At 61.1% G+C, this 19,396-nt stretch carries 16 protein-coding genes; 9 read left to right on the top strand and 7 right to left on the bottom strand.

Annotated features, from left to right (window positions below):
• Positions 1-74 precede the first annotated feature (74 nt).
• On the top strand, positions 75-2,048 hold the full coding sequence (gene mnmC, locus DQ405_RS13545; RefSeq protein WP_168424695.1) for a bifunctional tRNA (5-methylaminomethyl-2-thiouridine)(34)-methyltransferase MnmD/FAD-dependent 5-carboxymethylaminomethyl-2-thiouridine(34) oxidoreductase MnmC: 1,974 nt from the start codon (positions 75-77) through the stop codon (positions 2,046-2,048).
• A gap of 64 nt (positions 2,049-2,112) precedes the next feature.
• Here mnmC and DQ405_RS13540 read toward each other — a convergent pair whose 3' ends face one another.
• Complete coding sequence (locus tag DQ405_RS13540; protein ID WP_168424694.1) at positions 2,113-2,352, bottom strand: DUF1127 domain-containing protein; 240 nt, start codon at positions 2,350-2,352, stop codon at positions 2,113-2,115.
• A gap of 94 nt (positions 2,353-2,446) precedes the next feature.
• On the opposite strand from DQ405_RS13540, the gene DQ405_RS13535 reads away from it, so the two are divergent.
• Positions 2,447-3,301: a LysR substrate-binding domain-containing protein gene (locus tag DQ405_RS13535; RefSeq protein ID WP_168424693.1), complete on the top strand. Its 855-nt coding sequence runs from the start codon at positions 2,447-2,449 to the stop codon at positions 3,299-3,301.
• A gap of 34 nt (positions 3,302-3,335) precedes the next feature.
• On the opposite strand, the gene DQ405_RS13530 is transcribed toward DQ405_RS13535, so the two are convergent.
• A complete protein-coding gene (locus DQ405_RS13530; RefSeq protein ID WP_168424692.1) occupies positions 3,336-3,809 on the bottom strand; it encodes a MarR family winged helix-turn-helix transcriptional regulator in 474 nt (157 codons plus the stop codon).
• 220 nt (positions 3,810-4,029) lie between these two features.
• On the opposite strand from DQ405_RS13530, the gene DQ405_RS13525 reads away from it, so the two are divergent.
• The 5 genes from DQ405_RS13525 to DQ405_RS13505 all read left to right on the top strand — a co-directional run bounded on the left by DQ405_RS13525 (position 4,030) and on the right by DQ405_RS13505 (position 12,320).
• Complete coding sequence (locus DQ405_RS13525) at positions 4,030-5,802, top strand: N-acetylglutaminylglutamine amidotransferase (RefSeq protein ID WP_168424691.1); 1,773 nt, start codon at positions 4,030-4,032, stop codon at positions 5,800-5,802.
• Between the two features lie 89 nt (positions 5,803-5,891).
• Complete coding sequence (ngg, locus tag DQ405_RS13520) at positions 5,892-7,634, top strand: N-acetylglutaminylglutamine synthetase (protein WP_168424690.1); 1,743 nt, start codon at positions 5,892-5,894, stop codon at positions 7,632-7,634.
• A gap of 124 nt (positions 7,635-7,758) precedes the next feature.
• Positions 7,759-8,958 carry an osmoprotectant NAGGN system M42 family peptidase gene (locus DQ405_RS13515; protein ID WP_168424689.1) on the top strand — a complete coding sequence of 400 codons (1,200 nt, stop codon included), beginning with the start codon at positions 7,759-7,761 and terminating at the stop codon, positions 8,956-8,958.
• A gap of 219 nt (positions 8,959-9,177) precedes the next feature.
• The gene (locus DQ405_RS13510; protein WP_168424688.1) at positions 9,178-11,946 is read left to right on the top strand and encodes a hybrid sensor histidine kinase/response regulator; all 2,769 of its coding nucleotides are present in this window, start codon (positions 9,178-9,180) and stop codon (positions 11,944-11,946) included.
• Positions 11,947-12,089: 143 nt separating this feature from the next.
• Positions 12,090-12,320: a YheU family protein gene (locus tag DQ405_RS13505; RefSeq protein WP_168424687.1), complete on the top strand. Its 231-nt coding sequence runs from the start codon at positions 12,090-12,092 to the stop codon at positions 12,318-12,320.
• Between the two features lie 3 nt (positions 12,321-12,323).
• On the opposite strand, the gene DQ405_RS13500 is transcribed toward DQ405_RS13505, so the two are convergent.
• The 5 genes from DQ405_RS13500 to DQ405_RS13480 all read right to left on the bottom strand — a co-directional run bounded on the left by DQ405_RS13500 (position 12,324) and on the right by DQ405_RS13480 (position 17,112).
• Positions 12,324-12,746, bottom strand: a complete 423-nt coding sequence (locus tag DQ405_RS13500; protein WP_168424686.1) for a hypothetical protein — start codon at positions 12,744-12,746, stop codon at positions 12,324-12,326.
• Between the two features lie 131 nt (positions 12,747-12,877).
• Positions 12,878-14,023, bottom strand: coding sequence for an MFS transporter (locus DQ405_RS13495; protein WP_168424741.1), 1,146 nt, complete (start codon positions 14,021-14,023; stop codon positions 12,878-12,880).
• Positions 14,024-14,133: 110 nt separating this feature from the next.
• Positions 14,134-14,940, bottom strand: coding sequence for an SDR family oxidoreductase (locus DQ405_RS13490; protein WP_168424685.1), 807 nt, complete (start codon positions 14,938-14,940; stop codon positions 14,134-14,136).
• A gap of 202 nt (positions 14,941-15,142) precedes the next feature.
• On the bottom strand, positions 15,143-16,798 hold the full coding sequence (locus DQ405_RS13485) for a cation acetate symporter (protein ID WP_168424740.1): 1,656 nt from the start codon (positions 16,796-16,798) through the stop codon (positions 15,143-15,145).
• Entirely contained in the window at positions 16,798-17,112 is a 315-nt protein-coding gene (locus DQ405_RS13480) for a DUF485 domain-containing protein (protein ID WP_168424684.1), read from the bottom strand. Before DQ405_RS13480 ends, DQ405_RS13485 begins: the two co-directional genes overlap by 1 nt.
• 256 nt (positions 17,113-17,368) lie before the next feature.
• On the opposite strand from DQ405_RS13480, the gene DQ405_RS13475 reads away from it, so the two are divergent.
• Entirely contained in the window at positions 17,369-17,593 is a 225-nt protein-coding gene (locus DQ405_RS13475) for a DUF2061 domain-containing protein (RefSeq protein ID WP_168424683.1), read from the top strand.
• Between the two features lie 503 nt (positions 17,594-18,096).
• A complete protein-coding gene (locus tag DQ405_RS13470; RefSeq protein WP_168424682.1) occupies positions 18,097-19,389 on the top strand; it encodes a serine/threonine protein kinase in 1,293 nt (430 codons plus the stop codon).
• Positions 19,390-19,396 lie beyond the last annotated feature (7 nt).

Below are 19,396 nucleotides of genomic sequence, written 5' to 3'. Positions count from 1 at the left end.
CGCGCCCGCAGCAGGTTTCCCTACCGCTGCTAGAATCGCACCCCTTTCATACTCTTCGTCCCGGGAAGCGCACAATGCCCGCTCACGTCACCACCGGTTTCCGACATGCCGAGCTCGATTGGGATGAGCGCGGCCAACCGCAATCCAGCCTGTATGGCGATGTGTATTTTTCGCGCATTTCCGGCATGGCGGAAACCACCCATGTCTTTCTGCAACCGAATCGGCTTGCCGAGCGATTCTCCGCGCTAAAGGCCGGAGACCGGCTAGTAATTGGTGAAACGGGCTTCGGCACCGGATTGAATTTTCTCTGCGCCTGGGCGCTGTTCGAACGTACCGCAATTACGGGCGCCAGCCTGCATTTCGTCAGTGTCGAAAAGCATCCGCTCACTGCTGACGATCTGCAACGCGCATTGGCGCTGTGGCCCGAGCTGCAGGTCCAGGCACGCCAACTGCTGGATCAGTATGTGGCGATCAATCCAGGCTATCAGCAGTTTCGCTTCGGTAGCGTGGTGTTGACGCTGCTGGTTGGTGATGCGCTCGATTGTCTGAGCGATCTGGATGCGCAGATCGACGCCTGGTTTCTGGATGGCTTCGCTCCGGCAAAAAATCCGGACATGTGGCAGCCGGCGCTGTTCGAGCAAGTCGCGCGTCTCTCCGCGGCGGGCACGACGCTGGCCACTTTCACCAGCGCGGGCAGCGTCCGCCGCGCGCTGAAGGAGGCGGGTTTCGAGATCAAGCGGATTCCCGGCTTCGGGCAGAAATGGGAGAGTTCGCAGGGGCGCTTTCTTGGAGTAGCCGCGCCAGCCGATACGCCTTGGTACGCTCGGCCAACGTTCCGGCCGGCACAGCGCAGAGCCTTGGTAATCGGTGCCGGATTGGCCGGCTGCGCCAGCGCCGCAAGCCTGGCGGCTCGTGGTTGGCAGGTGACGCTGCTGGAGCGACATGGTGATATCGCGCACGAGGCTTCCGGAAATCCGCAGGGCGTGCTCTATCTGAAGCTGTCGGCACACGGCACGGCGCTCTCGCAGCTGGTCGTCAGCGGATTCAGCTACACGCGCCGGCTGTTACGCAACCTGCAGCAGGGACATGACTGGGACGCCTGCGGCGTGTTGCAGATCGCCTTCGATGATAAGGAAGCCGCTCGACAGGCCGCGCTCACCGACGCCTTCCCATCCGATCTGTTGCGCGCCGTTGAACGCTCGGAAGCCGAGCAGCTGGCGGGCGTGGCGCTGGATCATGGCGGTCTGTTCTACCCCGACGCCGGCTGGGCACATCCGCCGACGCTGTGCCAGTGGTTAATCGCGCACCCCGCCATCGAGCTCATCCGAAATCGGCAGCCCGTCGAGCTGCGCCGCAAGGGCGAGCGCTGGCAGGCATTGGATGGCGATGAGGTACTGGCCGAAGCGCCCGTGGTAATCCTGGCCGGCGCGGCCGATACCGCGCGATTCAGCCAGAGCGCCTGGTTGCCACTCAAGCGCATCCGCGGCCAGATCACTGCATTGCCGACAACCGAACGAAGCGCTGCATTGCGCACCGTGCTTTGTGCCAAGGGTTATGTCGCCCCGCCACGCGACGGCCTGCATACGTTGGGCGCGAGCTTCAATTTCGCCGAGACCGATTCGGTCCCGAGCGACGCGGAGCACCGTTCCAATCTGGAGATGCTCGAGGAGATTTCGACCGACCTGTTTCAGCGCCTACAGGCCGACACCCACGAGATGGCGGATCTGCCTGGTCGCGTGGCCTTCCGCTGCACCAGCCCGGACTATCTGCCGATCGTCGGTCCGCTCGCCGATCCCGCAGCGTTCGCCGATGCTTACACGGTGCTGAGCAAGGATGCCCGACAAGTGCCGGACACGCCTTGCCCCTGGCTGGATGGGCTGTACGTCAACACCGCTCATGGCTCGCGCGGCCTGATTACCACTCCACTGTCCGGCGAACTGCTGGCCGCCTGGCTTAATGGCGAGCCGCTGCCCGTGCCACGCTCCATAGCCGAGGCCTGTCACCCGAACCGATTCCTGCTGCGTAAACTCATTCGCCGAACGGACTGATTCGGCCTGAGCTGGCGCACACTCGGCAGGTTCCAGGCCTCGACAGAGGCCCGACACTCGAACCTCAGCCCCGACCATAGGGTTCGTCCCAGAAGGGGCGGTTGGCTTCGGTTTCGATATCAGCGCGACTCAGCCCGATATCCTTGAGCATCTCATCGCTCAATGCAGCGAGTTGCTGCCGCTGCTGGTACAGCCTGTGCCAGCGGCTTGCTTGCTGCCAGGACTTCCGCAACAGCGCAACAAGCGATGTGCTGCGATTGGCAAGCGGATGGCCGGTCTTCAGAAACTCAACATGGCTTTTCATGATGCACCTCCGGGTGGGATGGCATCAGTGTCCGGCGAGGCTTATGATCAATCCAACGAATGTTGCTGATGTTATCCATCTCGGAGATTGATGAATGGCCAACTATCCCAGTATCGATGCGGAGCTGCTACGCAGTTTCGTCGCCATTGCCGATCATGGCGGTTTCACCCGAGCGGCCGATGCGGTCAACCGCACCCAGTCGGCCATCAGCATGCAGATGAAAAGGCTCGAAGAGGACGTCCTGCAACGTCCCCTGTTCGAGCGCGATGGTCGCCAGGTCCGGCTGACAGCGGAGGGTCAGGTCCTGCTCGGCTACGCCCGGCGGATCCTCAAGCTGCACGGCGAAGTGATGACGACCTTCCGCGAGCCGCACATGGTCGGATCGGTGCGCATCGGGACGCCGGACGATTACGTGATGCGCTTTCTTCCGGGCATTCTTTCGCGTTTTGCCCAGGCCTATCCGCTGGTACAGGTGGAAGTGCATTGCGAGCCCTCTTTCCAGCTCCTGCAGCGCCGCGATCTGGATCTGTCGATCGTCACCCGTGCGCCGGGTGCAGAGATCGGTCAGCTGCTGCGACGCGAACGGGTGGTCTGGGCCGAGGCGGCCGGCTTCAGCGCCCACGAGCAGCGGCCGATACCGCTGGCTGTGTTCAACAGTGAGTGTTTCTGCCGAGCCTGGGCCTGCAATGCGCTGGACAGCCTGGGCATTCCGTTCCGGATCGCCTACACCAGCCCGAGTCTGTCGGCATTGATGGCCATCGTCGGTGCCGGCCTGGCCGTGACTGCGCAAATGCAGAGCCTGCTACCGCCAGACATGCGCCAGCTGGGTTCGGCCGAAGGTTTTCCGGAGTTGCCGGTCAGCAGCATCGTCCTGCTGCGCAACGATCGCAACCAGTCGCAGGTCAGCGAAACATTGGCCGAGCACATCGTTGAAGGGTTCCGCGCCTAGACACCTTGCTCGGCAGCCAGGCGGCCACGGCTCGCTATTCCATCGGCCCACATATCGAAGCGGCGCGCAGCAGTGCCGCAGCGATACTGTGCTGCTCCCATTCTGGTAGTCCCGCGAATCGCTTGACGAATTCCGGTGGCAACAACGAGGGCGCCTGTTGTTGCAGCACCCTGCCCTCAGTCGTCAGCAGCAACCATTGCTTTCGCCGATCCTGATCGTCCCGCTGGCGCAACAACAGGCCACGCTCGACGAGCCGGTCGAGTTGTCCGGACAGGGTGGCGGCGGTCAGGCTGACCCGCTTGCTTAATGTACTGGCGGTGAGCTGACCCTCGTTGGCCAGCACCTGCAAAATCATCAGCTGCACCGGGCTCAGGCCGCCATAACGGGCGAGCCGCTTAGCGTGGACTTCAGCGTCCTGCTGTATCCTTCGAAAGGCCTGAAACAACGAAAGCTCAAGCGTGGCGACTCCGGTGCCGGTAGTTTGATCCAGAAGTGTTTTATCACTCATAAGCCATAATCTTTGCTAACGCTACGGTTTGACATGAAAGCATTTGTTTGTTTCTCTGTAAAATCCGACTGACCCGAACGGATGCGATTCAGGAGGCGCTCGCAGCGCCCAGCAATCCCCGTAAGCATCGATCCAGAGGCGCGCACGCTGGTCTGGAAACCTGAACTTCGCGTTCCGCACGTCAGTCACACTCCCCAACGGCAAAACCGGTAAGGATCTTATGTGTGGCATAGCTGGCGAACTTCGCTTCGATAATCAACCGGCCGATCTGGCCGCCATTGAACGCATCACCCAACACCTCATGTCCCGTGGACCCGACGCGTGTGGCTTCAATAGCCAGGGTCCTCTCGCGCTCGGGCACCGCCGCCTGAAAATCATGGATCTCTGCGAGGCCTCGGGCCAGCCGATGATCGACTCCGCGCTGGGTTTGTCGATGGTCTTCAACGGCGCGATCTACAACTACCCGGAATTGCGCGCCGAGCTCGAGGCACTGGGCTATAGCTTCTTTTCCGGGGGCGATACCGAAGTGCTGCTCAAGGGCTTCCACGCCTGGGGCGAGGCCTTGCTGCCGCGGCTCAATGGCATGTTTGCCTTCGCCATCTGGCAGCGCGATACGCAGGAGCTGTTCATCGCCCGCGATCGTCTTGGCATCAAGCCGTTGTATCTGTCGAAAACCGGTGACCGTCTGCGTTTCGCCTCCGCGCTGCCGGCGCTGCTCAAAGGCGGCGACATCGCCGGTGTACTGAATCCCGTGGCCTTGAACCACTACATGAGCTTCCACGCGGTAGTGCCGGCGCCAGACACACTGATCGCCGGCATCGACAAGCTGCCGCCAGGCACCTTTATGCGCGTCGACGCCACGGGCAAATCCAGTCAGCACCGGTGGTGGCAACTCGAATTCGGCGCCACGGAAGAAGAGCAGCGATACAGCTTCGAAGATTGGCAAGAGCGCACCCTGGCTACCCTGCGTGAATCCGTCGCCCTGCGCCAGCGCGCGGCCGTCGACGTCGGCGTGCTGCTTTCAGGTGGTGTCGATTCCAGTCTGCTGGTCGGCCTGCTTCGTGAGGCCGGCGCGGCGGACAATCTGCTGACGTTCTCCATCGGCTTCGAGGATGCCGGTGGCGAGCGCGGAGACGAATTCAAGTATTCCGACCTGATCGCCGAGCACTACCAGACACGCCATCATCAGCTGCGCATCCAGGAGAAGGAGGTTCTCGAACGGTTGCCCGCGGCCTTTCAGGCCATGAGCGAGCCGATGGTCAGCCATGACTGCATCGCCTTCTACCTGCTGTCGCGTGAAGTCTCCAAGCATTGCAAGGTGGTGCAGAGCGGCCAAGGCGCCGATGAGCTGTTCGCCGGCTACCACTGGTATCCACAGGTCGATGGCGCGCAGGACCCGGCGGCAGCCTATCTGGCGGCCTTCCGTGACCGGAGCTACGAGGAATATTCCGAAACCATGCAGCAGCAGTGGGTAAAGGGCGATTTCTCCGGCGACTTCGTACGGCAGCACTTCGCTCAACCGGGCGCCGACGCGGCGGTCGACAAGGCCTTGCGCATCGACAGCACGGTGATGCTGGTGGATGACCCGGTAAAACGCGTCGACAACATGACCATGGCCTGGGGCCTGGAGGCACGGGTGCCGTTCCTCGACCACAACGTGGCCGAACTATCAGCGCGCATTCCTGCCAAGTACAAGCTGCCCGAAGGCGGCAAGTACGTGCTCAAGGAGGCGGCGCGCAAGGTAATCCCGGCGGCGGTGATCGACCGGCCGAAGGGCTATTTTCCGGTGCCCGGACTCAAGCACTTGCAGGGCGATACGCTGAACTGGGTGCGTGAATTGCTGACAGACCCGAGCCAAGATCGAGGCCTATACAACCCTGCGATGCTCGAAAAGTTGCTCAGTGATCCGGAGGGTCAGCTGACGCCGCTGCGTGGTTCGAAACTGTGGCAACTGGCAGCAGTCAACCTATGGTTGAGCGAACAAGGCCTATAAGCACTCGATCGTGACGGCGCCGAACCATAGTGGGCGCCCTGTGCTCCGCTTGTTTCCGTGCCGTCAGGACAAGCCCCAAGGAAAACACCATGCAGAAGTCTCAAGCTTACGGACAGCGATTGTTGCGCGGCCAGACACCGACCTATGAGCGGCTGCAGGCCCGTCTCGCCGAAGATGGACAGGAAGAACCCCAGGGTCCGGTGACGCTGCATTGTGGCTGGGGCCGCATTCTGATTGGCCATACCTATTCCAACCCGGCCGACCTGGCCGCGGACTTGCTTCACGAGCAGGCAGGTGAGCGCGACATCGCACTCTATGTTGCCGCGCCGCATCAGGTGCTGGCGTACGCACCGCAACAACTGTTTCTAGATCCCTCCGATACCATGCGGATCTGGTTTACCGATTACCGCCCTGCGCGTCGCAGCTTTCGCGGTTTCGGTATTCGCCGGGCACAAAGCGAGGCTGACTGGAAGGCGATCAACTGCCTGTATCAGTCTCGCGGCATGCTGCCGGTCAATCCGGAGCTGTGCACACCGCGCGAGAACGGCGGTCCGGTCTACTGGCTGGCAGAGGATGACGACTCCGGGCAGGTCATCGGCAGCGTCATGGGCATCAATCATCACCGGGCGTTCAACGACCCGGAAAACGGATCCAGCCTCTGGTGCCTGGCGGTCGCCCCGAATTGCACCCGCCCGGGTGTCGGCGAAGCGCTGGTGCGTCACCTGATCGAGCAGTACATGGGCCGCGGCCTGACCTACCTTGATCTGTCGGTGCTACACGACAACAAGCAGGCCAAGGCGCTCTACGCCAAGCTTGGTTTCCGCGAGTTGCAGACCTTCACCGTCAAGCGCAAGAACACGATCAATCAGTCGCTGTTCCTGGGCCCCGGCCCCGAAGCCGAACTGAACCCCTATGCCAGGATTATCGTTGACGAGGCCCGTCGACGCGGCATCGAGATCAGCATCGACGATGCGGAAGCCGGGCTGTTCACGCTCACCCAAGGGGGCCGCCGAGTTCGCTGCCGCGAGTCGCTTTCGGATCTGACCTCCGCCGTGAGCATGACGCTGTGCCAGGACAAGCGCCTGACCCACCGCACCCTGGCCAGAGCAGGCCTGAAACTACCGGCGCAACAACTGGCAGATTCGGCAGAGAACAACGCGACATTTCTCAAGGAGCACGGCAGCGTCGTGGTCAAGCCGGTCGACGGCGAACAGGGTCATGGTGTGTCGGTAGATCTGCGCAGCGCCGAGGACCTGGAGGAAGCCATCGCCCAAGCACGTCAGTTCGATCAACGTGTACTGCTCGAGAGTTACCATCCCGGGCTCGACTTGCGCGTCGTGATGATCGGCTATGAGGTGGTGGCAGCCGCCATCCGTCGACCTGCCGAGGTGGTGGGCGATGGCAGCCACAGCATCCGCGAACTGATCGAAGCCCAAAGCCGTCGACGCCAGGCTGCCACAGGCGGTGAGAGCCGTATCCCGATAGACAGGGAAACCCAGCGCTGCATCGAAGATGCCGGGTTCGATTACGACACCGTACTGCCACGCGGCCAGCGCCTCGCTGTCCGACGCACCGCGAACCTGCATACCGGCGGCACCCTGGATGACGTCACCGATCAGCTGCATCCTGAGTTGGTTGACGCGGCCGTTCGCGCCGCTCGTGCGCTGGACATTCCGGTGGTCGGGCTCGACCTGCTCGTCCCTGCTGCAGATCAGCCGGATTACGTTTTCATCGAAGCCAACGAGCGCGTCGGCCTTGCGAACCATCATCCGCAGCCAACCGCAGAGCGCTTCATTGACCTGCTTTTCCCGCTGAGTCACAACACGAACTAGACAAAGGCGCCCACGGAAAATGGCCCTCGCCGCCATCCGTGGGGGGCGCCATCCTTATCGCGGCAATCGCTCGCATTCATTCACCGCATGGCGGCAGCCATCACTTGCCCCCACAGGAATGATCATGACTGCAAAGCTTCCCGAACCCGACCTTAATTACCTGCAACGCGTCTTGCTGGAAACCTTGGCGATCCCTAGCCCCACCGGCTTCACTGACACGATCGTGCGTTACGTGGCCGAGCGCTTGAAGGAGCTGGATATTCCCTTCGAGCTGACACGCCGCGGCACTATCCGCGCAACGCTCAAGGGCCGCCAGGACAGCCCCGACCGCGCCATTGCCGCGCACCTGGATACCATCGGCGCCAGCGTTCGCGAGATCCACGACACTGGCCGGCTGGGCCTGTCGCCGGTCGGCTGCTGGTCGAGCCGGTTTGCCGAAGGCAGCCGAGTCAGCGTCTTTACCGATCACGGCGTGATCCGCGGCAGCGTGCTGCCTCTGCTGGCGTCGGGACACGCCTTCAATAAAGCAGTCGATGAGATGCCCATCAGTTGGGATCATGTCGAACTGCGCCTGGATGCCCACACCGCTTGCCGTGCCGATACCGTTGCGCTAGGTGTCCACGTGGGCGATTTCGTCGCCTTCGATCCCATGCCGGAATTCACCGATAGCGGTCACATCAGCGCCCGCCACTTGGATGACAAGGCCGGCGTGGCCGCGCTGCTGACGGCCCTCAAGGCGCTGGTCGAGAGCGGGCAGGAACTGCCGATCGACTGTCACCCGCTGTTCACCATCACCGAAGAAACCGGCTCCGGAGCGGCCGGCGCACTGCCTTGGGATGTAAGCGAGTTCGTTGGGATCGACATCGCGCCCACCGCCAGGGGGCAGGAATCCAGCGAGCACGCCGTCACGGTCGCGATGCAGGATTCCGGTGGACCCTACGATTTCCATCTGTCGCGACATCTCATCAAACTGGCCAACGAGCACGACATTCCGGTTCGCCGGGATCTGTTTCGGTACTATCACAGCGACGCCCAGTCAGCGATCGCCGCCGGGCACGACATCCGCACCGCCCTGCTCGCCTTCGGCTGCGATGCGACCCATGGCTATGAGCGGACCCACATCGACAGCTTGGCGGCGATGAGCCGGCTTCTATGCCGCTATTTGCTCAGCCCTCCCGTTTTTGCCAGCGATGCGCACACTGGCCAGGGATCCCTGGAAAGCTTCAGTCATCAACTCGAGCACGACGCACAGATGGAGAATGACACCCGCGTTCCGCCAGTCGATTCGATCTTGGACAGGCGTTCTGACGATTCGTCCGATTGAGCGTCAGGTTTCATGATGTGCCGCCTACTTGGAGCATTTGCCGATTGCGAGACGGCTTCGATCCGGGCAAAGTCGCAAGTCGCTGATATATATGGATGCCTGGCCCGACCAGGCGTCCGTCGAAGCGGGCTGTCGCTCGCGCAACTGATACCGCGCACAGTCCCGTGACTGCCTGCTCTGCTTGACCGCCTGCGACTTTGCACGATTCCGGGTCCCTACATGCTGCCGCGTCTTTGCCTGGTCCTTTTTCTCTATTGCCTATCTGCTCAGGTCTGGGCCTTCACCCCCGTCCCCATAGCCTCGGAGGATTTTCGCGAGCCACTTGGGGGTTGGACGTATTTCCTGCGCGACCCCGCAGCCGAGTTGAAGGTTGCCGAAGTGTTCGACCTGCCGAGAAAGACCTTCGAACCGGTCAGCGGCATGCACGCCAACAAAGGCAAGAACAAGGACATATGGTGGTTTCGCGTCGATCTTGATAATCAGCTCAGCACACCCATCGGCGGTTTCTTCGAGATCAACTACCCGTTGCTCGACCACATCGAGTTGTATCTGCGCCACCCGGACGGCCGCATAAGCCAACAGCGATCCGGGGACAGCCTGCCCTTCAGCGCACGCCCGGTCCAAGTCAGCAATTTCTGGTTCCCGGTCGCCCTGGAGCCCGGCACCTCGACCTTACTGCTGCGCGTGAAAAGCTCCAGCACGCTGTACATGCCCCTCTACTTCAGTAGCTACGAAGCGAGCGCCGCGGCAGCCGAAGAATCGATGGGGCTCGCCGGCGCTTTCTACGGCGTGCTGTTCGCCATGTTCTGCTACAACCTCTTCCTGTTCCTGTCGCTCCGCGAGCCGGCCTATTTCTGGTACCTGATCTACAACGTCAATGTCGGGCTGTTCGCACTCAGCTTTGACGGCCTGCTGGTCAAATGGCTGAGTGATGATGGTGGTGCCATAACCTTGGGCATCTATGCACTGATGCTCAGCCACTGCCTGATTTCGATCCAGTTCAGTCGCCACTTCCTCCATACCCGCGAGCATTTCCCGCGACTCGATTTCGCCCTGCGTGTGGCGTTCCTGATTTCGTTTGGCGCGCTGCTGTCCGGGGTGGTCCTGGAGCTGCAGACCTGGAGTGTGCTGGCCAGCGTCATGGTGATCACCTCCTCCATTGGCCTGCTGTTGACCGGTGCATTCGTCTGGCGCCGGGGTGTTCGCTATGGGCTTTATTACACCCTCGCGTGGGGCGTACTGCTGGTGACTTTCGTCATCGTCACCGCCGGCTCCCTGGGCTTCAACCTGTTCGGTTTGTACGGCTCCTCAATCGTCAAGGCCGGCATAGCCTTCGAGCTGATCACTCTGTCCATCGGACTTGCCGACCGGATCAATATGCTCAAGGAAGAAGGTTTCCAATCCCGCCAGGCTGCTGCGCGCGCCGAGAGCGAGAACCAGGCCAAGAGCCGCTTCCTGGCGAAGATGAGCCACGAGATCCGCACCCCGCTCAATGGCGTGCTCGGCATGCTGCAGTTGTTGCGCGAAACCTCGCTGGACCGTAACCAGCGCTTCTATCTCGATACGATCTCCAGCTCGAGCGCCTCGCTGATGTCGGTGATCAATGACATTCTCGACTACGCAAGGATCGGCGCCGGCAAGCTGGTTCTGGAGGATATCGAGTTCGATCTCGAAGCACTGGTTTCCGAAGCCGTCAGCCTGTTCACAGCCAAGGCATTGGAAAAGGAGCTCCACCTGCATGTGAGCCTCGCAGCGGGCGTACCGCGACGCATCCGCGGCGATCCGACCCGGCTCAAACAGGTCCTGCTGAACCTGCTCAGCAACGGACTGAAGTTCACCGACAATGGCTGCGTCATGCTCGAGGTGGCCGTTCAGGGGCCGTCAGACGCTCGGAGACTGATCTTTTCGGTGACCGACAGCGGTATCGGCATGCGCGCCGAAGTGCTCGCACAGCTGTTCGTATCCTTCTCCCAGGGCGACTCCAGCACCACTCGCCGCTATGGCGGCAGCGGGCTTGGGCTGGTGATCAGCAAAGAACTGGTGGAAATGATGGGGGGGCAGATCGACGTTCAGAGCGCGCCTGGTCAGGGTAGCCGTTTCAGTTTCGACATTCCGCTGCACGACGCGGGCGGCAACCATGACCCGCTTACCGCGCTGCTCGAAGGCCGTACCGCGGTGATCGCCTCCCAGGATATCCATGCGCTCGATGCGATGGGCAATCTGCTGACGCGCTGGGGCATGCGCGTGGTGCGCTGTGAGGAGCCGAAACGCCTGCCACGCTATCTCGATAACCACGCCTGCACGCCCTTGGTGGTGATGATGGCACCCTGGCCCGGAAAGCCTCAGGATTGGCTGATCACACTGGGCAACCAGCTCGAGCCGAATCAGCGCGTGATGCTGCTCTACCCGCCGCAAAGCGAGTACCCCGTTCTTGCGCCTACGCTGCGGCTGAGCAACCTGCCCTTGCCACTCTTGTTAGGCCCGCTGCGCGATGCGTTGCATCGGCTCTATCAACCCTCAGGCACCCGACCACCTGATGCGACAGTGCCCGAGCGCCACGAGGCGGCACCGCAGTCACGTATTCTCATCGCCGAAGATAACCCCGTCAGTCAGATGGTGGTTTCCAGCCTGCTGCGCAAGCGTGGCTACGAGGTCACCATTGCCGAGAACGGCCGGCGGGCAGTAACGGCCTACAGCGATAACCCCTCTGCCGTTCAGCTGATTCTGATGGACTGCGAGATGCCGGAACTGGACGGTTTCGAGGCGAGCCGACAGATTCGCTGCCTCGAGACCGAACAGGGGCTCACGCCAGTCCCCATCGTCGCTCTGACTGCTCACGTCCTCGAAGATCATCGTCAGCAAGGCCGTGATTCCGGCATGAATGACTTCATTGGTAAGCCACTGGAGAGCGAGCAGCTGTATGCTTGCCTGGATCGTTTCCTGGGGCCTGTTGACGCCTCGCTTCAACCACGGCGTTGGCCCGTTTGACCGCGCGGAACGCGTAGCCGGCTTATGCCGAGTCAGCGCCGAATATCGCCGTGCGGCGCAAAAGGCCTTTATTTTTCGCGAAACGCCAATGGATCCTCCGCAATTCGATCATCGAACCCGAACCTCTTACCTGATTCGAATCCATGCTCATTCCCCACGACCAGCTCGAACCCGACACCCTCACCCGCCTCATCGAGGACTTCGTAACGCGCGAAGGCACTGACAACGGTGACGAAACACCGCTGGTGACCCGTGTCGAGCGGGTACGTCATGCGCTAAGCAGGGGTACGGCCGTGATCGTCTTCGATGCGGAACACCAGCAATGCCAGTTGGCGCTCAGGCGCGACGTGCCAAAGGAATGGCTGGAAGACTGAACCTCAGCCCAGCACGCCTCCGTCGCGTTCCCAGGCGCAGCGCATACGCAGTTCACGCTGATGCGGACTATGCGAGCCGCTGTCGGTCTCCCAGCGAAAGGTGTGCGTGCCGTTAAGCTCGGTTTCCAGATGGACCACCGCGCTGGTCCAGTAGAGTTCGTTGAGCAGCGCCTCGAAATTGCGCACCCACAGCGCCCACTCATATTCCACCGCACGATAGCTGGCCCCGAAGTGAATCACCTGGGTCTGATACAGGCCTTCGTCCGCACAGAAGGAAAACATCTCCCGTCCGATGAAGGGCCAACCCTCGCCTCGCGGCAGGCTATCCAATGCACGGCGATTGACGGCGCGACGCGACCGACATTGCTCGACATCGGGCGAGGGCCAGTCGCGGATGCTGCCGTAGACGATGGATTCCGGCTCCACAGGGATACTCCAGACCAAAGCCCGACATGTTCAACCAAATCCAGCCGGCGTTCCAGCATGCGCTGCGGCCATAAAAGCTTCGCACTGCTCAGGAGTGACGCAGGCCACACCTTCTCACTGCCCTCGTATCTTCAGGTCGCAACCGCTGCCGTCACATCGCGACGAGACGCCAGTCGCAAGGCGAGCACGGACATCACCGCTGACATGCCGGCTAGTACCAGAAACGGCCACCGGTAATCGCCGGCAATGTCACGCCCCAGCCCGGTCAGGACCGGCGTGAAACATGCCAGGCAATAGCCGGTGCAGAGCATCATCGCGGTCAGCCGGCTCACCGCCAGCGGCGTGCTTGCTTCGTACATGGGCAGCACCAACGACATGGAAAACGTGCCGTTCAGCGCCACGCCCAAGAACATGCAGACCACCAGCGGCTGGACCTGCGGAAGCCAGGCGATGATCAGCAGGCAGGCCGTCGCCAGCACCCCGCAGCCGGCCATCAGAAGATGCCGGTTGCCGAAGCGCTGCGCTAGCCAGGGCATGACGAAGGCGCTCGGCATACCAATCAGCATGAAGCCGCTGAAGAACGCGTTGCTCTGCAGCAGGCTGAAGCCGGCCTCGTGGTAGCGCGCCACCAGCCAGGTTGCCAAGGCGTAGAACAACCCGGCCTGCAAAGCGAAATAAATACTGACCAGCCAGGCGCGAGGCTCGCCCCAGGGCAATCCCGCCCGGTGCTCAGCGGCTGCCTCCGGCTGATTGGGCAACCGCCACCATATGATCAGCGCCAGGATGGCCGGGATCGCCCAGAGCGCAAGACCAAAGGTCCAACGCTCACCCAGTAGCTGCGTCGCCGGTGCGGTCAGCACCACGCCAATGGTGCCGCCCACAGCCATGCTCAGCGAATAAAAGGCCGCCGTCTTGCCCATGCGATCGAGGAAGTACCGCTTGATGAAGCCCGACAGCAACGGCCCGGCAACGGCTATACCAGCACCGACCATAGCCGCCGTGCCGATCAATATCGCCGCGTTCTCAGCGAACAGACGCAACACCAGCGCCAGACCGATCAGGGCCAGACACAGACTGATGGTCCGTTCCAGACCGAAACGCACTGCCAGGCGTGGCGCCAGCGGTGCCAGCAATCCCATCAGCAGGACCGGCAGGGCCGTGGTCAGGCTGATCACGCTTCGGCTGAGGCTCAGCTCCGCGGCGATGCGTTCGATCAGGGGCGCAAAGGAGGTAATACCGGGGCGAAGATTGATGGCGGCAAGCACCAAAGCCAGCATGAGCAGCCAGCGGGATGGGTTTTTCACAGTGAATCCAAGGGTCGGTCCGGGGTCGAACCGGCAACCCTACTCCCGACCCCAGGACACGGCAAGTAGAACGGACCGATTGGTCAGGTTCTGCTCTTATTGCGCTTCTTCTCCGCCAGTGCACCCATCTCGTCATAAATGGCCTGCGGATTCTGCTGCTTGATTTTCCAAGCCATGCGACCTTCCTCATGCGGCAGGATCATGAACACCCCTTCGGCCACCTGCTGATAGATGTAGTCGGCAATATCGGCAGCAGTGATCGGCGATGCCTCCAGCAGCTTGCTGATCTGCGCCTTCATATTCGGCGTCGGCCCGCGATACGAGTCCATCAGGTTGGTCTGGAAGAACGACGGGCAGACCACATGGACGCCCACTTCCTGTTGCTTCAGCTCGACCAGCAGACTCTCCGACAAAGCGACCACGCCGGCCTTGGCCACGTTGTAGTTGCTCATGCCGGGCGCCTGCATCAGCGCCGCCATGGAGGCGATATTGATTATCTTGCCGTGACTTTTCTGCACCAGCGGCAGGAAGGCCTTGCACCCCTTGACCACCCCCATCAGGTTGATGGCGATCTGCCATTCCCAATCTTCCAGCGACAACTCGTCGAAGAAGCCACCGGAAGCAACACCGGCGTTATTGACTACCACGTCGATACCGCCGAGTTTGGTCTCGCAGGCTTGTGCCAGCGCCGTTAACTGACTGTAGTCGCGTACGTCACAGCGCTGGGTGAAGCCGTCGCCGCCGGCCTCACGAACCATTTTCAGGGTTTCGGCCAGACCGACCTCGTTGACATCCGAGAGCGCCAGCTGCCAGCCCTCTCGTGCCCAGCGCAGGGCGATCTCACGACCGAGACCAGAACCGGCGCCAGTGACCATCATGCGATTTTGCATCGTTTGCTGCCTTCTTGTCCGTTGTGTTGCAGCGAGTCTAGCGAAAGCAAACGCCGGGTCCGGCCTCTATCGAAATGCTGAATGACGGCCATGTTCCGCGCCCGATTGGCGCCGGTCACGCCGCCGGCCAGGCAGATTCGAAAGGGGTAGAAAGCAAAAAGGGCAGCCTCATGGCTGCCCTTTTCGGTGTCCGGCTCAGCGATCAGTGAGCGACCGCCCCACTGGAACCCAGACCAGTCTGCGACCGGACGAACTGCGAGAAGAAGCGCTCGCGCTCGAGACCGGCCGACTTGGACTTATCGGTGACCGAGAAGAACCAGATCCCCACGAACGCGACGATCATCGAGAACAACGCCGGGTACTTGTAAGGGAAGATGGCCTCGGCATAGCCGAACACATCGACCCATACGGTCGGGCTGATGATAGTCAGGACCAGCGCGGTAGCCAGACCCAGCGAGCCGCCGATCAGCGCACCACGGGTGCTCAGGCCTTTCCAGTACATGGAAAGGAACAGCACCGGGAAGTTGCAGCTGGCCGCGATCGAGAACGCCAGCCCCACCATGAAGGCGATGTTCTGCTTCTCGAAGATGATGCCCAACAGAATCGCCACGACACCCAAGGTCAGCGTGGTGATCTTGGTGACGCGCATCTCGTCCTCTTCCTTGGCCTTGCCCTTCTTGATCACGCAGGCATAGAGGTCATGGGAAACGGCCGAGGCGCCCGCCAGCGTCAGACCGGCCACGACCGCCAGGATGGTGGCGAAGGCTACCGCGGAGATGAAGCCGAGGAACAGATTGCCACCAACCGCGTTGGCCAGATGGATGGCGACCATATTGGTCCCACCGATAATGGCGCCGGCGGCGTCCTTGAACTCGGGGTTGGTGCTGACCAGCAGAATGGCGCCGAAGCCGATGATGAAGGTCAGGATGTAGAAATACCCGATGAAGCCAGTGGCGTAGAACACGCTCTTGCGCGCTTCCTTGGCGTCGGCGACGGTGAAGAAACGCATCAGGATGTGCGGTAGGCCGGCCGTACCGAACATCAGGGCCAGACCGAGCGAGATCGCCGAGATTGGATCAGATACCAGCCCGCCCGGACTCATGATCGCAGCGCCCTTCTCGTGAATGCTCACCGCTTCGGCGAACAGACTGCCGAAGTCGAAGTTCACCGCTTTCATTACCATGACCGCCATGAAGCTGGCGCCCGATAGCAGCAGAACCGCCTTGATGATCTGCACCCAGGTGGTCGCCAGCATGCCGCCGAAGAGCACGTACATGACCATCAGTACGCCGACCAGAACTACGGCGACGTAATAATCGAGACCGAACAACAACTGGATCAGCTTGCCGGCGCCGACCATCTGCGCGATCAGATAGAAGGCCACCACGATCAGCGAGCCGAAGGCCGAGAGGATGCGAATCTGGGTTTGTCCGAGGCGATAAGACGCGACGTCGGAGAAGGTGAACTTGCCGAGATTACGCAGCCGCTCCGCCATCAGAAACAGGATCACGGGCCAGCCGACCAGAAAGCCGATGGAATAGATCAGGCCGTCGTAGCCGCTCGTATAAACCAGCGCGGAAATGCCCAGGAATGAAGCCGCGGACATGAAGTCGCCGGCAATTGCCAGACCGTTCTGGAAGCCAGTGATGCTGCCGCCGGCCGTGTAATAGTCGGAGGTGGACGTGTTGCGCTTGGCTGCCCACTTGGTGATGCCCATGGTGAACGCGATGAACGCAACGAACATGGCAATCGCCGTGTAGTTGACTGCCTGTTTCTGCACCTCGCCAGTGATGGCATCGGCGAGCAACAACGGCGAGGCAACCAGCAGAACCGCTGCCATCAATAAACGCACGACCATCATTGCTGAGCCTCGTTGAGGATTTCCTGGTTGATACGGTCAAACTCGCCGTTGGCGCGCTGGACGTAGACGCCCGTGAGAATGAACGCCATAAAGATCACACCGACGCCCACCGGAATACCCCAAGTGGTAACGGTGCCTGCTGCCAGAGGAATGCCCAGGATTGCTGGCTCAAAAGCGATCAGCAGGATAAACGCGAGATAAGCACCGAGCATCACGGCCGAGAGCAGCCAGGCGAAGCGACCGCGTTTCGCGACCAATTCCTGGAAGCGCGGATTGGCATAGATCTGCCGGTAAACATCTTCATTTTGCATTGTCTGTCTCCACACGATCGCTACCCACTGATGAGGGCAGGCGGCTACTGTAGAGCCCGACAGACCGAACACCACTCGACCATAGTCTGGTTTTTATTTTCCGAAACAGCCGTTCTAGAGCCTCCGGAGGTTCATTTTGCGGACATAGAGCGAGACTATACCGATCATCGAACACGACGATTTTTCAATCTGGGATGACGGAGCGAGACTATCGCCCAACAGAGAATAAATCTCGACCGCATCTCGGAGCCACTCCATGACCAAGACAATCACGTTCACCCTGATGCACTTCTGCATCGCCTTCACGGTGACCTATGCCTTGACCGGAAGTCTTGCCGCGGGCGGTCTGGTCGCCGCCATCGAGCCGCTCTGCAATTCGGTTGGCTTCTATTTTCACGAGAAAGTCTGGCAAAAGCTGGAAAAGCGTCCGGCTCCGCACGATGGAATTCCCGCCCATGCGTGGCTGCATCATCAGGCCTGACGAGCCGGTGGGACGCCGCCAGCCGTGGTCCGACGCGCCGCGTGCTTAACGGCCCATTTACCGGGCGAAAGATGGGATACCGGCGGTGACCAGGAAGATGCGAACGTTCAACGAGCGATCATGAGCGCAACCAGCCGGCCAACTTGTGGTCAATGGGTAACGCCTTGCGCCTCCCGCGGTTTAATTCCGCAAAGGACGGCAAGGATAAAGCGAACATGCACAGCAGAAGTGCACCACGCCGCTGAAACCACACGCGCCGGAACGCCGAATAGACGGCCGGACATGCTTCGATAAGGATGTTAAGACCCTCAGCTGCCGTCGCCAAAGGACCGGCTCGCCGTGCAGAAACCAATCTACACTCGCCAACCATGAACGAGAATCCGCTGCGTCGGATCGCCGTCCGTCGCCGGCTGCGCTTCCTATGGCAGCACCGATCTTCGTCAGCCAACCCCAGGATCACGAGTTTGCCGAACATCCAAGCCAGTCCCAGGAGAGCCCCATACATGCCGTTGCTGTTGTGCCTGACCGCACTGCTCTCGCTGGCCGTAGCGCCTGCCTACGCCGCGGATATCAGCGTCGAAGAATATGGCTATCCGTTGAGCAACCCGTTCGAAGCGACAATCGCCACAACCCCGGCCGCGTTGCGTGCCGAGGTGCCCGGCGACGACGACATCGATCAGGCCGATTACCATCTGCGACTGCACCCCGAACGCGAGTTCACGCTGCCGGATAACTTCTGGGCCGTGAAACGACTGACCTACCGCCTGGCGCGGCAACCCGGCCCGGCCCCGCTGATGTTCATTATTTCTGGCACCGGCGCGAGCTATGCGGCCGGCAAGACCGAATACCTGAAGCGACTGTTCTACGGGGCTGGGTATCACGTGGTGCAGCTGTCTTCGCCGACCAGTTTCGACTTCATTGCCGCCGCTTCACGCTTCGCCACGCCGGGCTACAGTCCTGACGATGCCAAGGATCTGTACCGGGTCATGCAGGCGGTCCGGGCGCAACAGCATGAGCTGCCCATCACCGAGTTCAACCTCACCGGCTACAGTCTCGGCGCGCTCAACGCCGCCTTCGTCAGCAAGCTCGACGAGACTCGGCAGAGTTTCAACTTCAAGCGCGTGCTGATGCTGAACCCGCCGGTAAACCTCTACACCTCCATCAATAACCTCGACAAGCTGGTGCAGACTCAAGTCGAGGCAATCGACAGCACCACTACCTTCTATGAAGTCATTCTGGAAAAGCTGACTCGTTACTATCGGCAGCATGGATCGATCAATCTCGACGAAGCCATGCTGTTCGACTTTCAACGATCAGCCCTGCGGCTGACGGACGAGCAGATGGCGATGCTGATTGGCTCGGTGTTCCGATTCTCGGCGGCCGATATCGTCTTTACCTCGGACCTGATCAACCGCCGAGGCTTAATCGTTCCGCCCAAGCATCCGATCGACGAAGGAACCAGCCTCGAGCCATTCTTCCGGCGCGCTTTGCTTTGTGACTTCGACTGCTATATCACCGAACAGCTCATTCCCATGTGGCGCGCTCAAAAGGATGGCGGCAGCCTGGCACAGCTGGTGCAGCAAGTCAGCCTCTATGCGCTGGAAGACTATCTGCGCGACAGCCAGAAGATCGCCGTCATGCATAATGCCGACGACATCATTCTCGGCGCTGGAGATCTGGGCTTTCTACGCCGCACCTTCGGCGAGCGCATGACGCTTTACCCACGCGGCGGCCATTGCGGCAACCTCGATTACCGGGTCAATGCCCAAGACATGCTGGAGTTTTTCCGTGGCTAGACGTTAC

The organism is Pseudomonas sp. SST3 (assembly GCF_003325755.1).
The sequence above is the reverse complement of the archived record's forward strand: the minus strand, read 5'-3'. Positions and strand labels throughout refer to the sequence as shown.

Coding starts and splice junctions, on each gene's coding strand:
- DQ405_RS13475 (WP_168424683.1), top strand. CDS start 17,369: ATGACCAAGACAATCACGTTCACCCTGATGCACTTCTGCATCGCCTTC.
- DQ405_RS13495 (WP_168424741.1), bottom strand. CDS start 14,023: ATGCTGGCTTTGGTGCTTGCCGCCATCAATCTTCGCCCCGGTATTACC.
- DQ405_RS13510 (WP_168424688.1), top strand. CDS start 9,178: ATGCTGCCGCGTCTTTGCCTGGTCCTTTTTCTCTATTGCCTATCTGCT.
- DQ405_RS13505 (WP_168424687.1), top strand. CDS start 12,090: ATGCTCATTCCCCACGACCAGCTCGAACCCGACACCCTCACCCGCCTC.
- DQ405_RS13490 (WP_168424685.1), bottom strand. CDS start 14,940: ATGCAAAATCGCATGATGGTCACTGGCGCCGGTTCTGGTCTCGGTCGT.
- DQ405_RS13515 (WP_168424689.1), top strand. CDS start 7,759: ATGACTGCAAAGCTTCCCGAACCCGACCTTAATTACCTGCAACGCGTC.
- mnmC (WP_168424695.1), top strand. CDS start 75: ATGCCCGCTCACGTCACCACCGGTTTCCGACATGCCGAGCTCGATTGG.
- DQ405_RS13480 (WP_168424684.1), bottom strand. CDS start 17,112: ATGCAAAATGAAGATGTTTACCGGCAGATCTATGCCAATCCGCGCTTC.
- ngg (WP_168424690.1), top strand. CDS start 5,892: ATGCAGAAGTCTCAAGCTTACGGACAGCGATTGTTGCGCGGCCAGACA.
- DQ405_RS13470 (WP_168424682.1), top strand. CDS start 18,097: ATGCCGTTGCTGTTGTGCCTGACCGCACTGCTCTCGCTGGCCGTAGCG.
- DQ405_RS13535 (WP_168424693.1), top strand. CDS start 2,447: ATGGCCAACTATCCCAGTATCGATGCGGAGCTGCTACGCAGTTTCGTC.
- DQ405_RS13540 (WP_168424694.1), bottom strand. CDS start 2,352: ATGAAAAGCCATGTTGAGTTTCTGAAGACCGGCCATCCGCTTGCCAAT.
- DQ405_RS13485 (WP_168424740.1), bottom strand. CDS start 16,798: ATGGTCGTGCGTTTATTGATGGCAGCGGTTCTGCTGGTTGCCTCGCCG.
- DQ405_RS13530 (WP_168424692.1), bottom strand. CDS start 3,809: ATGAGTGATAAAACACTTCTGGATCAAACTACCGGCACCGGAGTCGCC.
- DQ405_RS13525 (WP_168424691.1), top strand. CDS start 4,030: ATGTGTGGCATAGCTGGCGAACTTCGCTTCGATAATCAACCGGCCGAT.